This window comes from Bradyrhizobium sp. WBOS08 (assembly GCF_024585125.1).
GTDB lineage: Bacteria > Pseudomonadota > Alphaproteobacteria > Rhizobiales > Xanthobacteraceae > Bradyrhizobium > Bradyrhizobium japonicum_B.
Genome location: NZ_CP028988.1, coordinates 5370217 through 5382439, shown reverse-complemented (window position 1 = coordinate 5382439; position 12223 = coordinate 5370217). Strand labels below are relative to the sequence as shown.

16 protein-coding genes and 1 pseudogene are annotated in these 12223 nt (G+C 65.0%); 4 read left to right on the top strand and 13 right to left on the bottom strand.

Going from position 1 to position 12223, the window contains the following annotated elements:
* Positions 1 to 65: 65 nt before the first annotated feature.
* Complete coding sequence (locus DCM80_RS25205; protein WP_257194205.1) at positions 66 to 353, bottom strand: twin-arginine translocation signal domain-containing protein; 288 nt, start codon at positions 351 to 353, stop codon at positions 66 to 68.
* 204 nt (positions 354 to 557) lie between these two features.
* Complete coding sequence (locus tag DCM80_RS25200) at positions 558 to 872, bottom strand: hypothetical protein (RefSeq protein ID WP_257194204.1); 315 nt, start codon at positions 870 to 872, stop codon at positions 558 to 560.
* Between the two features lie 131 nt (positions 873 to 1003).
* Here DCM80_RS25200 and DCM80_RS25195 point away from each other — a divergent pair, with 131 nt between their 5' ends.
* Positions 1004 to 1657, top strand: coding sequence for a glutathione S-transferase family protein (locus tag DCM80_RS25195; protein WP_257194203.1), 654 nt, complete (start codon positions 1004 to 1006; stop codon positions 1655 to 1657).
* Between the two features lie 74 nt (positions 1658 to 1731).
* Positions 1732 to 1884, top strand: a complete 153-nt coding sequence (locus DCM80_RS25190) for a hypothetical protein (protein WP_257180518.1) — start codon at positions 1732 to 1734, stop codon at positions 1882 to 1884.
* A gap of 108 nt (positions 1885 to 1992) precedes the next feature.
* Here DCM80_RS25190 and DCM80_RS25185 read toward each other — a convergent pair whose 3' ends face one another.
* From DCM80_RS25185 to DCM80_RS25175, 3 genes are all read right to left on the bottom strand, one after another.
* Positions 1993 to 2340 (bottom strand): hypothetical protein, encoded by a 348-nt coding sequence (locus DCM80_RS25185; protein ID WP_257194202.1) that lies wholly within the window; start codon positions 2338 to 2340, stop codon positions 1993 to 1995.
* A 94-nt stretch (positions 2341 to 2434) separates the two neighbouring features.
* Positions 2435 to 3196 (bottom strand): hypothetical protein, encoded by a 762-nt coding sequence (locus DCM80_RS25180; protein WP_257194201.1) that lies wholly within the window; start codon positions 3194 to 3196, stop codon positions 2435 to 2437.
* 221 nt (positions 3197 to 3417) lie between these two features.
* Positions 3418 to 4950 carry an acyl-CoA carboxylase subunit beta gene (locus tag DCM80_RS25175; RefSeq protein ID WP_257194200.1) on the bottom strand — a complete coding sequence of 511 codons (1533 nt, stop codon included), beginning with the start codon at positions 4948 to 4950 and terminating at the stop codon, positions 3418 to 3420.
* Positions 4951 to 5326: 376 nt separating this feature from the next.
* On the opposite strand from DCM80_RS25175, the gene DCM80_RS25170 reads away from it, so the two are divergent.
* On the top strand, positions 5327 to 5920 hold the full coding sequence (locus DCM80_RS25170; protein WP_257194199.1) for a hypothetical protein: 594 nt from the start codon (positions 5327 to 5329) through the stop codon (positions 5918 to 5920).
* A gap of 90 nt (positions 5921 to 6010) precedes the next feature.
* Positions 6011 to 6184, top strand: a pseudogene (locus DCM80_RS25165) (carboxymethylenebutenolidase); the annotation flags it as partial.
* Positions 6185 to 6318: 134 nt separating this feature from the next.
* Here DCM80_RS25165 and blaOXA read toward each other — a convergent pair.
* From blaOXA to DCM80_RS25125, 8 genes are all read right to left on the bottom strand, one after another.
* Positions 6319 to 7146, bottom strand: coding sequence for a class D beta-lactamase (gene blaOXA / locus DCM80_RS25160; protein ID WP_257194198.1), 828 nt, complete (start codon positions 7144 to 7146; stop codon positions 6319 to 6321).
* 58 nt (positions 7147 to 7204) lie between these two features.
* Complete coding sequence (locus tag DCM80_RS25155; RefSeq protein ID WP_028136997.1) at positions 7205 to 7468, bottom strand: EscU/YscU/HrcU family type III secretion system export apparatus switch protein; 264 nt, start codon at positions 7466 to 7468, stop codon at positions 7205 to 7207.
* Positions 7465 to 9045: a flagellar hook-length control protein FliK gene (locus tag DCM80_RS25150; RefSeq protein WP_257194197.1), complete on the bottom strand. Its 1581-nt coding sequence runs from the start codon at positions 9043 to 9045 to the stop codon at positions 7465 to 7467. Before DCM80_RS25150 ends, DCM80_RS25155 begins: the two co-directional genes overlap by 4 nt.
* 68 nt (positions 9046 to 9113) lie before the next feature.
* On the bottom strand, positions 9114 to 9908 hold the full coding sequence (locus DCM80_RS25145; RefSeq protein ID WP_257194196.1) for an ATP12 family chaperone protein: 795 nt from the start codon (positions 9906 to 9908) through the stop codon (positions 9114 to 9116).
* A 73-nt stretch (positions 9909 to 9981) separates the two neighbouring features.
* Positions 9982 to 10290, bottom strand: a complete 309-nt coding sequence (locus tag DCM80_RS25140) for a hypothetical protein (RefSeq protein ID WP_257194195.1) — start codon at positions 10288 to 10290, stop codon at positions 9982 to 9984.
* A 31-nt stretch (positions 10291 to 10321) separates the two neighbouring features.
* Positions 10322 to 11560: an RluA family pseudouridine synthase gene (locus DCM80_RS25135; protein WP_257194193.1), complete on the bottom strand. Its 1239-nt coding sequence runs from the start codon at positions 11558 to 11560 to the stop codon at positions 10322 to 10324.
* On the bottom strand, positions 11557 to 11874 hold the full coding sequence (locus tag DCM80_RS25130; RefSeq protein WP_257194192.1) for a HigA family addiction module antitoxin: 318 nt from the start codon (positions 11872 to 11874) through the stop codon (positions 11557 to 11559). Before DCM80_RS25130 ends, DCM80_RS25135 begins: the two co-directional genes overlap by 4 nt.
* A 9-nt stretch (positions 11875 to 11883) precedes the next feature.
* Complete coding sequence (locus tag DCM80_RS25125) at positions 11884 to 12168, bottom strand: type II toxin-antitoxin system RelE/ParE family toxin (protein WP_257194191.1); 285 nt, start codon at positions 12166 to 12168, stop codon at positions 11884 to 11886.
* Between the last annotated feature and the right edge of the window lie 55 nt (positions 12169 to 12223).

The following is a 12223-nucleotide window of genomic DNA, read 5'->3' as shown; positions in this document are numbered from 1 at the left end:
GCGCCTCAAAATGAGGCGGGGACCGCCGGCTGCGATCCCCGCCCAATTCACTTTGTGCCGTAAGCTCACCAGTAATGGCGACGGTGCGAGCGCCGGTGATGCCGGCGCCAATGACGGCGGCGCCAGCCCCAGTGGCGGTGATGGCCACGCCAGTGCACCTGCTCGGGACTCAGCTCGCCGGCTTCCTCGCTGGTGGTGACGGCAGGATGAGCGTCGGGATTGCCCTCCGGCATGCGCTTGGGATCGCCGACCGGCTGCGGTGACAACGGCGCAGCCTGCGCAGCGGTCGCGGCGAAGGCCGCCGCTCCGGCCGTCAGTCCCAATGCAAGTTTCAGAAAATTCCGGCGCTCCATGGCTTCTTCCTTCTTGGATCATCGTGCTTGTGATGCAGAAGGAGTGTCGCCGTGACGGCATGAACCGAAGCTGAAAAGTGCGTTCAGGTTCGCAGCCACCAAGATGAAGATTTCGTAGCCTGGATGGAGCGCAGCGCAATCCAGGTTCGTGCGTCATACAAGACCGGGATTACGCTTGCGCTCCATCCGGGCTACAGGACGTCGCTAAGTCGCGAACGCCTGCGCCAGCACCAATGTCTCGCGCGAGCGCTTCACGTCGGGCCAGTCGCGGTTGAAATCAGCGACCAGCTTTTGCAGCGCGTCGCCTTTCAGCATCGCCGCGAGCTTGGCCTCGTCATCGAACTGATACATCGCCTGGTGCAGCGAGGGATCATCGAGGCTCCAGAACCGCCACGCCTTGCTGACGCCGAACGCCTTCACCGCGTCGGGCAGATGTTCCGTCTCGTACCATCGGTCGAAAGCGGCGCGCTTTTCGGCGTCAGGGACGACGGCGCGGACGACAAAAATGGCAGCGGGCATCGGGTTTCCTCCTGGTTGTTTGAACCGAGACTAGCCGCTTGCGGCGCCCGCGACAAAAAGAGTTGGCACAGGTGTCGGAATGGGCGCCCTTCGCCCGTCCTCTGCTTCGAACCTGGACACGGAGACAGCACATGGCCGACCTCACCCTGACCACCTTCGCTTGGGTTCCCGAACCGCCGCGCGGCTTCGTGCGCGACCTCCGCGTGCGCTGGGCGCTCGAAGAGGCCGCCCTGCCCTATCGCGTCGCCAGCGCGCCGTTCGACGATCGGGGGCCCGCGCACTTCGCGCACCAGCCGTTCGGCCAGGTGCCATGGCTGACCGACGGCGACCTCTCGATCTTCGAGAGCGGCGCGATCCTGCTGCACCTCGGCGGCCTCAGCGACAAGCTGATGCCGGCAGGTCCGCGCGGCCGCATCGAGACGACGGAATGGGTGTTCGCGGCGCTCAATTCGGTGGAGATGGCGAGCCTGCCCTGGGCAATGTCGAAATTCATGGGACATCCGACCGACACGGCGGCGTGGAAATTCGTCGACGACTTCCTCAAGCTGCGGCTGAAGCATCTCGAGCCGGTGCTTGCGGGGCGCGAATGGCTGGCCGGCTCGTTCTCCGTCGCCGACATCCTGATGGCGGACGTGCTGCGGGTCGTCGATGGTTTCGGCGGCCTCGCGGACAGCCCCGCCTGCCGCGCCTACGTCGCGCGCGCCATCGGCCGTCCGGCTTTCCTCAAGGCGCACGCCGACCAGCTGGCGCATTTCGCTGCGGCGGATAAGGCCCGCGGAACGTGATCCGCCTCACATAATCGATCCAGCACCCGGCCTATAGTCGCCAGCACCGGACGGAAGCAATCGAAAGGTGACCCATGGTCCGCATCGAATATCTCAAGCGACAGATCGCCCGCGCCGAGCGCCTGGCCAAGGCCATCCTCGACCGCCAGACCGCCGAGCGGCTGCAAGCCTTCGCCGCCGAATGCCGCACGGAATTGTCGGAGCTGACAGTCAAGCAGGCCGCGTGAGGCGTGCGGGGAGATACGTAGGGCGGATTAGCGAAGCGTAATCCGCCACTTCTCCATCTGGTGACACATACCTCGGTGGATTACGCTGTCGCTAATCCACCCTACCCGTTACACCAGCTTCAGCGGCGCATCGGCGACGACGCGCAGGTCGATGCGCCCGATCAAAGCTGCGCGCCGCGCCTCCGCAGCACTGATCGCCTCCTCCGTCTGCCGCAGCGTGCTCACGTTCGAGCCGAGCGAGACGATCCCGCCCAGCACCAGGGCGATCGAGCCGAGCGCTGCGGTCTGACCGAAGCCGAACAGGCCGAGGATCGTCACCACCAGCAGCGTGCCCCCGCCACCGATCGCGATCTTCGACGCCAGGATGTACTTCCGGCAGCGCTCGGCAATCTCGGCCAGCCGCTCGATGCGATCCTCGATGTCGGAGATTTCGTCGGTCGGGTCGGCGTCGGTCATCAAATTCACTTGCGCGATAGACAAGTCCAGTTAGCGAGGTGAGCGCGACTATAGCTCATCACTATCGAGGCGAACTGCGAGTGATCATCCATCTCTAACTCGGCCCGATGAGGTCATGATAGGTCGTTTCCATAGACGGATGATTGACCGTCCGCAGAATGGCGAAAAATACCGAAGGTCCTTCTCGAACCACGTTACGAAAAAACGGATCGACACCTCTTCGAAAGAAAGCTTCTCGCGCCGCAATGGGATCCACAACTTGCTTCTTCAGAATAATGCCAAATTCGAAGACCGACCAAATTGCGTCATGCAAAGTATTGCACGAAATATCCGTTGGATACCCAATGCCAATGTGCTTGGTAGCGCGCTTCATTGCCTCCGGAGAGAACAATGACATATCGCATGTGTAGACCGACGGATGCACCGCGACTCCGTACAAGAAATTTCGATGTTCACGGTGCGCTAGAAGTTCAGCGGCCATGTCTTCGTCCAGAGAGTTAAAATAGTGTCGGATTGTGTTTCGGAGCTTCTCCTTGGATAAATGGCGATGCCAGAATGCATTCCCTGCTAACGGATCGTTGGTCGACATGAAATCGGATGCGCGATCGGGCGTTAATAGAAGCAAGGAAGCTGTATCCACGTGCTCCATTGCGGACCGAAGAACAACCCTAGCCGCCGGTTCAAGACCGCAGCAAACTAAGTTGCGAACGGCGTAAAGATCCGACGCAATGCGGCCAGAGAGCCGATAGATCGCAAGAACAAGCTCGCGATGTTTGAACTGTGATCTACGAGATAAGCTTAGCTCGCAGCTGAAGTGCAAATAGCACATCCAAGCGACGCTCTCGTCATAGATCATGAGCCAGAGCCGAAGCTTTTTTGGCATTTTCCTTGATTTAGAAAGTGCCCAAGGAACCAAGTGGGGCACTCCCTCTCCAGGCGAGGGCTCCCCGTCTTTTATTACCGAGTGACGACACCAAATCGCTCGGAGAGCTTCCCTGACCTCAGACGGTTTTCTGGGAAAGTGATCAACTGGAGCATCGTCTGGTTCGGCCACCATGCTGCGATTGACGCTCTTCCCTACAACGGCAGATTGTCGTGCTTCTTCGCCGGCGCTTCCACCTTCTTGTCCTTCAGCATCGCCAGCGCCCGCGCGATGCGCTTCCTTGTCGAGTGCGGCATGATGACATCGTCGATGTAGCCGCGCTCGGCGGCGATGAAGGGGGACAGGAAGCGGTCTTCGTATTCCTTGGTGCGCGCGGCGATCTTGTCGGGATCGCCGATGTCGGAGCGGAAGATGATCTCGACCGCGCCCTTGGCGCCCATCACCGCGATCTGGGCAGTCGGCCAGGCGTAGTTCATGTCGGCGCCGATCTCCTTGGAGGCCATGACGTCGAAGGCGCCGCCATAGGCCTTGCGGGTGATTACGGTGACGAGCGGCACGGTGCACTGCGAATAGGCGAACAAGAGCTTGGCGCCGTGCTTGATCAGACCGCCATATTCCTGCGCGGTGCCGGGCAGGAAGCCCGGGACGTCGACGAAGGTGACGATCGGGATGTTGAAGGCGTCGCAGAAGCGGACGAAGCGCGCGGCCTTGCGCGAGGCGTCAGAGTCGAGCACGCCGGCCAGCACCATCGGCTGGTTGGCGACGAAGCCGACGGTGCGGCCCGCGATGCGGCCGAAGCCGGTGACGATGTTCTTGGCGAAGGCTTCCGCGATCTCGAAGAAGTCGCCCTCGTCCACGACCTTCAGGATCAGCTCCTTCATGTCGTAGGGCTTGTTCGGATTGTCGGGGATCAGCGTGTCGAGCGACATGTCGACCCGGCCGATGTCGTCGAAGCTCGGCCATTCCGGCACGCCGTCGGTGTTGTTCGACGGCAGGAAGTCGATCAGGCGGCGCATCTGCAACAGCGTCTCGACGTCGTTCTCGAAGGCGCCGTCCGCGATCGAGGAGCGCGTGGCGTGCACCGAGGCGCCGCCGAGCTCTTCCGCCGTGACGACCTCGTTGGTGACGGTCTTCACCACGTCAGGGCCGGTGACGAACATGTAGCTGGTGTTCTTCACCATGAAGATGAAGTCGGTCATGGCAGGCGAATAGACATCGCCGCCGGCGCAGGGGCCCATGATGACGGAGATCTGCGGGATCACGCCGGAGGCGAGCACGTTGCGGCGGAACACGTAGGAATAGCCGGCGAGCGCGGCGACGCCTTCCTGGATGCGGGCACCGCCCGCGTCATAGAGGCCGATGATGGGCGCCCTCGCCTTCATCGCCATGTCCTGGAGTTTTGTAATTTTCAGCGCGTGGGTCTCGGACAGCGAGCCGCCGAAGACGGTGAAGTCCTTGGCGAACACGAAGGTCTTGCGGCCGTTGACGGTGCCCCAGCCGGTGACGACACCATCGCCGGGGATCTTGTTCTTCTCCATGCCGAACTCGGTGGAGCGGTGCTCGACGAACATGTCGAATTCCTCGAACGATCCCTTGTCGAGCAGGAGCTCGATGCGCTCGCGCGCGGTCAGCTTGCCGCGAGCGTGCTGCGCCTCGATGCGCTTCTCCCCGCCGCCGAGCTTGGCACCGGCGCGACGATCTTCAAGGGCGTCCAGGATGTGTTTCATTTGCTCCCGCCAGTTCTTAAGCCTTAAGCGATGCCGGGGGTTCTAACACGGCATTTTGCAAGCCGGAAAGCGCCTTTCCGCGTCGCAGGTCTGCCCTGAGGCAGCGGGAAAGCGCAAGGAATTCCAGAGTTTTGCCGGGTAGCCGAGGCTGGAGGCGGGAATGACCGGACGTGCCGCGGTCGAGCTTCGCCATCTCGGCCTGGACGGCGCGCAGACGAGCGCCTGATCCGAGCCGCTGCCCGCGAAATTGGTGCCCTGGCCCGGTTGACCGGGGCTGCCGATTCAGGCTTGCTTCGCGCTTGCGATCAGGCGCCGAATGTTGCGTGAGCCCAGTTGGTACGGCGGCGGTCACCACGCCCTGCCCCAGGCATCACTCATGTCCGCGACGGTCGTTCCCCTGCCGCCAAGCTCATCGTCAGAGACCGTCGGCTTCCTGCGGCGCTTGGCCGGCATGGTGTCGAGGCGGAATGGCGAGATGCTGCTGCGCGCCGCGAGCCTGATCGAGCAACTCGGCCAGCGGGCGATGTCGGCCGAGCGGCTGTATCACGAGCAGCAGATCGAGAGCACGCGCAACGCCGAGCTGCGCGAGGCCGCCGAGCTCGCCTCCGACGCCATGGTCGGCCAGATCGAGGTGCTGCGGGCGCAGCTGGCCGCGGTCACCGCGGCAGCCGCAGCAGAGCATGCCGCCTTCGATGCCGAGCGCGGCAGGCTGATCGGCCTGATGCAGGATGCGGAAGGCCATATCGTCAAGCTCGCGACCGAGCTGGACAGCTTGCGCGCTTCGGTCGACAGCTTCAACGAGACCGCGGTCTCGGTGCCGATCGAGGTGCTGCGGCTGGCGCGGACGCAGTTCGATTATCTCTCCAGCGGCTTTGCCCGCAAGGGCGACGTGATCTCGCAGGCGATGAGCGAGATCGGCGGCTTTGCAATCGACCAGGCGCTGACCGCGAAGAAGACGGACACCGCCTGAGGCATTCAGGTGGCCCGCGTCAAATTGACAGCGTGCCGGCGCGTTGGTCTAGTTATCCAAAATCATTGGGGAGGATCCGATGCCGACGGCAAGATCAAGGAAGGTGACGGCGGCGTGCTCATGAACGGCGGTACCAACGCGCCCTTCACCTACAAGGACGCCTGTGTCGAGCTGAACCCGCATGTCGGCGGCAATCCGAAGACGGCCGCCGAGGCGCGCAAGGCGGTGCAGGAGTTCTTGCAGGCGTTGTTCAAGCCGGGTTGAATGCGCCTGCTCCGCACGCAGTGCCGTAGGGTGGGCAAAGCGTAGCGTGCCCACGAATTGCGAATGATGAAAAGAGCTCGTGGGCACGGCGCTACGCGCCTTTGCCCACCCTACGAGGGCTGCTCAAGACAGAGCTAGATCGCACCGATCTCGGCAAGGCAGGCTTGCGTCAGCGACATGCGCTCGGCGACGAGGCGCGGCTCTTTGCAATCCATGTTGAGCGCGAACACGGTGTGGGCCTCGCCCTTCTCGGCCCAGCCGACCATCCAGCCGAGCGACGGCTCGCCGCGCTCTGCACCGAGCAGGCCGGACTTGGCGCGGATGACGCTGTCGCCCACCTTGGTCACCGGCAGGATGTCGGCGACGAGGTCCTGGCTTCGCTTCGAGATTGGCAGCGCGCGGCGGCGCAGCCGGTCGACGAAATCGATCTGCTCGACCGGATCGATGCGCAAGGCCCCCGTGAGCCAGAACTGGTCGATGCCGCCGCCGATGTCGCGATTGCCGTAGTCGAGTTCGTCGAGATATTTCTGCATGCGCTCCTGGCCGATCCGGCGCGCGATCTCCTGATAGACCGGCACCGCGCTGACGGCGATCGCACTGTGCAGCGTGTGATCCTTGTTCCAGGCTTCGATCGGACGCTTCACGCCGTCCCAGGGGAAGACGTCCTTGTCGGGGTCGGCGACGACGCCGGTCTCGAGCGCGATCAGCGAGTTCGGGATCTTGAAGGTCGAAGCCGGCAGCTTGCCCTCGCCCGAGCGATCCTTGTCGCTGGCGACGACCAGATAATCCTCCACCTTGTAGCCGACGAAAGTGCCCGATGTGCCGAGGTCGGTGAATCGCTTTGCGAGACTGTCACGGATCTCGTTGCGCGGCGGCGCGACATGAGCGAGCGCGCGTCGCGGCAGGACGGCAGATGCGGCGAGAAGGCCGAGAGTGGAGCGGCGGGTCAGCAAGCGAGGCATCCTGAATTGAGCAACACGTCGGCAACATGGCGGCGCCACGTGGTGAAACGATGACGGGCTACCGCCCTCGGCCCGACAGCCGCAGCACGAACACCAGCACCTCGGCGACGGCCTTGTAGAGGTCGGGCGGGATCTCCTCGCCGAGCTCGACCTTGGACAGCGCGCCGGCCAGGACCTCGTTTTCCTCGATCGGGATGTCGTGGGCCTTGGCGATCTCGACGATCTTTTCGCCGATGGTGCCCTTGCCCTTGGCGACGACGACCGGCGCGCCGGAGCCCCTCTCGTAATGCAGCGCGATCGCGAGCTTGGACGGGTCGCTCATGTGGCGCGATCCAGGAAATGGCCGGCGCGGGCCGGCGCCGGTTGCGGTGGTGTGCCGTCGCGAACCAGGATGTCGCCGGGCTTGAGCTCGGCCCGCACCAGAGCCTGGTTGAGCTCACCGATGCCGGCGCGGAGCTGCTGCGCGGTTGTCGGCCGCTCCGCCCACATCCGCACGAAGGTCTTGTCGCCGCTCAGCGTGATCAGCGCGTGGACGGGGCCCGCCGGCTCGACATCGAGCGTGAAGCGCGCGCGCCAGGCTTGCCTGGCGGCATCGGCGGATTCGCCGGTGCCATCGCGCGAGATCTCGAACTGCGCCATCGCGGTGCCTTGCGGCGTCGCGAACGGAATCTCGAAATTCCACTGCGGCACATTCGGATCAACGCGGTGACCGCCGGCGTCGGCCCGATCGGGGAGCGATGCGACCTGAAGCAGGGTCTGCCGCGCGATCGCGGCGTCGGTCTCGTCGAGCAGGCGATGCACGGTCGCAGCGAGCGGCGTATCCGGCGCGAGCGATGGCGAAGCGATGGATTGCGCCGAGGGCAGCGCGCCACGGAACGGCGGCGGTGTCGCACGCGCCGCCGCCTCGAAGATCTCGCCGTCGGGCACCGCTTTATTGGAGCCGGGCACATTGCCGGTCAGGCGCGGCAGGTTTTGCGTGACCTCCTGCAGCAGGCTCGCGGCAAGGCCGGCGGACATGCGCGGCATCGCCAGTTGCGGCGCGTCGGCTGCCAAGTCGCCCAGCACCGCCGCTGCGAGATTGGCGTTGCGCGACTGTTGCGCAGTTGCGGGAGCGATCGACGGCGATACGGCCGGCTGAGCCGGCGCGGCGGCGGCCTGCGGTGTCGCCGCGGAGCCCGCCGGGATCGCGGCGCCCTGGCTCTGCGGCGCGGCCGTCCCAATCGTGGCCAAGGTCTGGCGCAACACCAGCAGCGCCGCCTTCAAGTCCGGAACGGCCCCGGACGGCGCCGTGCCTGCGGCCAGTGAAGCCTCGAGGAACAGCCCTGACTTCTGGAAGGCGGATTCGATGCCGCCGCCATCGAGCGCGGGGTCGAGCGGCGTCTGCTGTGCCAGCACGTTCAGCACCGCCTGCTTCAGGCCCGCCGGCAAATCGCTGCCGGTGACGACGGCCGCCAGATTGGCGAACAGCGGCGCTTGGCTGCCCTGCTTGGCCGCAGCCTCGGCCGAGGCTGCACTGACGGCGACCTGCTCCAACGGCGTGAGCGTATTGCGCGTCGCGGACGGCGCGAGCGGCGGGCTTTCCACCAGCGAGGCAGCGCGAGGCGTCAGCGTGACCTGATCGGGCGTCGCCTCGCCTGCACCGCTCATGATCGCAAGGCGGATGGTGCCGTCGCTCTTCGACACCGCGAGCTGCAGATTCTGCCCCGGTGTCAGCGCCACTTCCGACATCACGTCCATCGAGAGGTTGGCGATCGCGATCCGCACCAGATTGTCGGCCATCACGCTGACGACCCGTGCGTTCACGACGCTGCCGGCCTGGAGCGCGAGGTCAGGCGTCGTCGCATCAGCTACAGGGCTGGCGGCACTGACGCGAGGGATGGGAGTGACCGGCGTCGGCATCTCAGGGAGCCCAAGGGAGCACGGGAAGGAACACCAGCCACCCTAACGCCTGCGGCGTAAACCTCTCGTTAAGGACCTCCGGCCGCGGGCGCCTTGGCCGCCGCCAAGACCGTAACGGCGGCCTCGAAATCCCGCAGCCGCGTGGCCCGGCGGGCGGCGGCCTCCTCGTCCACGCCCCATTGCTCGGCGTTCCAGTCCTCATCGACATGGGCGGCGGCCCAGACCTGGCCGGCATCGCGCACGCCATGGGCCAGTGCCAAGGCCAGCAGTGCCGAACCGGTCAGGGTCGTCACCACATGGAGCGCGGCGACCGACCAGGCGTCCTCGGGCAGCGCGGCACGTGCGATCCGGAGTGCCTCGTCCGGCTGCTTCACGTGCATGACGCCCTCGGACAGGATGAAATGCGCCCCCAGCGCCTCCGCCGCCCAGAACAGCACGGGGTCCCAATGCGCCGCCTCGCGGGCGACCAGCCCTTCGGGGTGGCCGGCGCGATAGAACAGCAGGTCGGACTCGAAGTATTTGGCGAGATCATCGCTGACCAGCCCGACGCGGTCGACGACGCCTTCCACCACGCTGTTGGCGATCCGCGTCAGCGGCATGCTCACCGGATCGATGCTCTCGCCCTGGGCCGCCCATTCCGCGGCCACGGCATCGGCGAGTGTCCGCGCCGGGATCACCACCTGGCGGCCGGACGGCGTGCGGATCGGCCTGCCATCGAGCGTGACGGCAAAACCGCCATCGGCGTCAGTGACGCCGGCCTCCTTGTAGAAGCGCTTGCGCAGCGGCGTGCGCGCGGAGGCGCGCGCCGATTCCCGCGGGTCCGGCGGGGGCTGGCTTGCGGCTTCTTCGAACAATTCGCGCATCGGTCTTTCGATCCTTGTCGTTCGTCACGTTACCTGTGTCGTAATGGCTTCGCCAGGACGTCCATCAGTGCTGCTAGTTCGCGCAGCTTCGCGCATACGTGCCGCGATCGGCCGGGCCCAGCCCCGCGGCAGCGGCGTCGTCGAGGCATTTTGTGACGCGGTCGCTGAACGAATTGCGCGGCAGCGGTTGGAAGTTGTAGCGCGGCGGCGCGTCGAACTGCGGAACCTTGGGCACCTCGATCTTCGGCGGCGGTGGTGGCGTCGGCAGCGGTGGAGCGAGCCGTGAGGCGCCCGGCAGCACATATTGCGCGTGGGCAGGCAGCCACGCCCCTAGCGCGGCCAACACCACAAGACAGATCGAGAGCCGTGTCATGGGGGACATGTCGTGCCTCCACCGCCCTCATTCAACCCGGCTATTCCTCCGGCGCGTTCTCGATCGGATCAAACCGGCTGGCATCGAGCCCGAGCAGGTTCCATGACTGCTGCATGTGCGGCGGCAGCGGCGCGGTGGCGTCGATCACGCCGCCGCGCGGATGCGGAATGACGATGCGGCGTGCCAAGAGATGCAGCCGGTTCTGCAGACCGCCCGGCAATTGCCAATTCTCGATGTTGAAATATTTGGGATCGCCGACGATGGGATGGCCGATATGGGCCATGTGGGCGCGCAGCTGGTGGGTGCGGCCAGTCACCGGCTTCAGCGACACCCAGGTCAGCTTGTTGCCGGCGGTCTCGACCACCGCGTAATAGGTCACCGCGTGGCTGGCGCCCTCGTCGCCGTGCTGGGCGATGCGCATGATGGTATCGTCCTCGCTCTCCTCCTTCGCGAGGAAAGTCGAGATGCGGCCCTGCTTCGGCTTCGGCAGGCCCGGCACCAGCGCCCAATAGACTTTTCGCGCCGACCGCGAGCGGAACGCGCCGGTGAGATGCGAAGCCGCAAAGCGCGTCTTGGCGACCAGGAGGCAGCCCGAGGTCTCGCGATCGATGCGGTGCACGAGGCGCGGCTTCTGGCCCTTGGCATCGCGCATCACCTCGAGCATCTGGTCGATGTGCCGCGTCATGCCCGAGCCGCCCTGCACGGCAAGGCCGGCCGGCTTGTTGAGGACGAGGACGTCGTCGTCTTCGTAGATCGTCATCTCCTTCAGCGCCTTGAGCGTCTTCTGCGCCGCGTCCGAGAGCTCGCCGACGACCTTCGGCGCATCGAGCTTCAGCGGCGGGATGCGGACGCTCTGCCCCTCCTCGAGGCGGTCCTTGCTGTCGACGCGCTTGCCGTCGACGCGGAGTTCGCCTTTGCGGACGACGCGCTGGATATGGGAGAACGACAGGCCGGGGAAGCGCGCCTCGAGGAAGCGGTCGACACGCATGTTGTTCTCGTCCGCCGTCACCTTGACGGTCTGGACCTTGGTCGGCAGCAAGACTTCGACGGGTTTTTCGGGAACAGGCCTTTCCAGGGCGGCTTTAGGCGGGCGCCGCTCGACCCGTTCGGGCGCACGCCGGTCGGCACGCTCACCGGCAAAGCGCGGCGGCTTACCGCCAGGCTTGCCGCCCGGACGCGGCCCGGCCTTCTTCGCGCCCCGCGCCTGATGCGGACGTGACTCATCACGCTCGTCACGCGAGCGCGGCTTCGGGTTCATTCTCTTGATGCGGCGGCTCATGCGGTCTTTCCAAGCTTTCGTGTCGATGGCGCATTGGCGCGGCGAGGCAGCGACGCAACCTGCGCGCCGACCTCCTTTTCCGCCATCCGCAGCTCATATTGCTGCTGCAGGTTCATCCAGAATTGCGGGCTGGTGCCGAACCAGTGACCCAGGCGCAGCGCCGTGTCAGCGCTGATGCCACGCTGCCCGTTGATGATCCCTGTGATGCGATTGACCGGCACGTCGATCTGGCGCGACAGCTCTGCGGCTGTGATGTCGAGTTCGCGCAGTTCTTCGGCGAGATGCTCACCGGGATGAATGGGCGTGCGGGGCATAGACTTCCTTCAGTGATAGTCGACGATCGCTACGTCAGTTGGACCAAGCGCTCCCTCCAACCAACTGAAGCAGATCCGCCATTGATCGTTGATCCGGATCGAGAATTGTCCTGCACGATCGCCCTTCAAAGCTTCCAGTCGATTGCCGGGGAAGGCCGCCAAGTCAGCCAAACTCGTTGCCGCGTCTAATCGATCAAGGCGCGTTTCTGCTTGGCGGGCAAATCCCGAGAATTCCCTGACGTGCTGGCCAGCGGCAAATCGCTCAGTGCGCTTGTCGCGGTAGCTGACGATCATGCGTATCACGTTAGCGGGATTTACGGGTTACGTAAATAGTAAAGCCGCCAGGAAT

Coding starts and splice junctions, on each gene's coding strand:
- DCM80_RS25205 (WP_257194205.1), bottom strand. CDS start 353: ATGGAGCGCCGGAATTTTCTGAAACTTGCATTGGGACTGACGGCCGGA.
- DCM80_RS25200 (WP_257194204.1), bottom strand. CDS start 872: ATGCCCGCTGCCATTTTTGTCGTCCGCGCCGTCGTCCCTGACGCCGAA.
- DCM80_RS25195 (WP_257194203.1), top strand. CDS start 1,004: ATGGCCGACCTCACCCTGACCACCTTCGCTTGGGTTCCCGAACCGCCG.
- DCM80_RS25190 (WP_257180518.1), top strand. CDS start 1,732: ATGGTCCGCATCGAATATCTCAAGCGACAGATCGCCCGCGCCGAGCGC.
- DCM80_RS25185 (WP_257194202.1), bottom strand. CDS start 2,340: ATGACCGACGCCGACCCGACCGACGAAATCTCCGACATCGAGGATCGC.
- DCM80_RS25180 (WP_257194201.1), bottom strand. CDS start 3,196: ATGATCTATGACGAGAGCGTCGCTTGGATGTGCTATTTGCACTTCAGC.
- DCM80_RS25175 (WP_257194200.1), bottom strand. CDS start 4,950: ATGAAACACATCCTGGACGCCCTTGAAGATCGTCGCGCCGGTGCCAAG.
- DCM80_RS25170 (WP_257194199.1), top strand. CDS start 5,327: ATGTCCGCGACGGTCGTTCCCCTGCCGCCAAGCTCATCGTCAGAGACC.
- blaOXA (WP_257194198.1), bottom strand. CDS start 7,146: ATGCCTCGCTTGCTGACCCGCCGCTCCACTCTCGGCCTTCTCGCCGCA.
- DCM80_RS25155 (WP_028136997.1), bottom strand. CDS start 7,468: ATGAGCGACCCGTCCAAGCTCGCGATCGCGCTGCATTACGAGAGGGGC.
- DCM80_RS25150 (WP_257194197.1), bottom strand. CDS start 9,045: ATGCCGACGCCGGTCACTCCCATCCCTCGCGTCAGTGCCGCCAGCCCT.
- DCM80_RS25145 (WP_257194196.1), bottom strand. CDS start 9,908: ATGCGCGAATTGTTCGAAGAAGCCGCAAGCCAGCCCCCGCCGGACCCG.
- DCM80_RS25140 (WP_257194195.1), bottom strand. CDS start 10,290: ATGTCCCCCATGACACGGCTCTCGATCTGTCTTGTGGTGTTGGCCGCG.
- DCM80_RS25135 (WP_257194193.1), bottom strand. CDS start 11,560: ATGAGCCGCCGCATCAAGAGAATGAACCCGAAGCCGCGCTCGCGTGAC.
- DCM80_RS25130 (WP_257194192.1), bottom strand. CDS start 11,874: ATGCCCCGCACGCCCATTCATCCCGGTGAGCATCTCGCCGAAGAACTG.
- DCM80_RS25125 (WP_257194191.1), bottom strand. CDS start 12,168: ATGATCGTCAGCTACCGCGACAAGCGCACTGAGCGATTTGCCGCTGGC.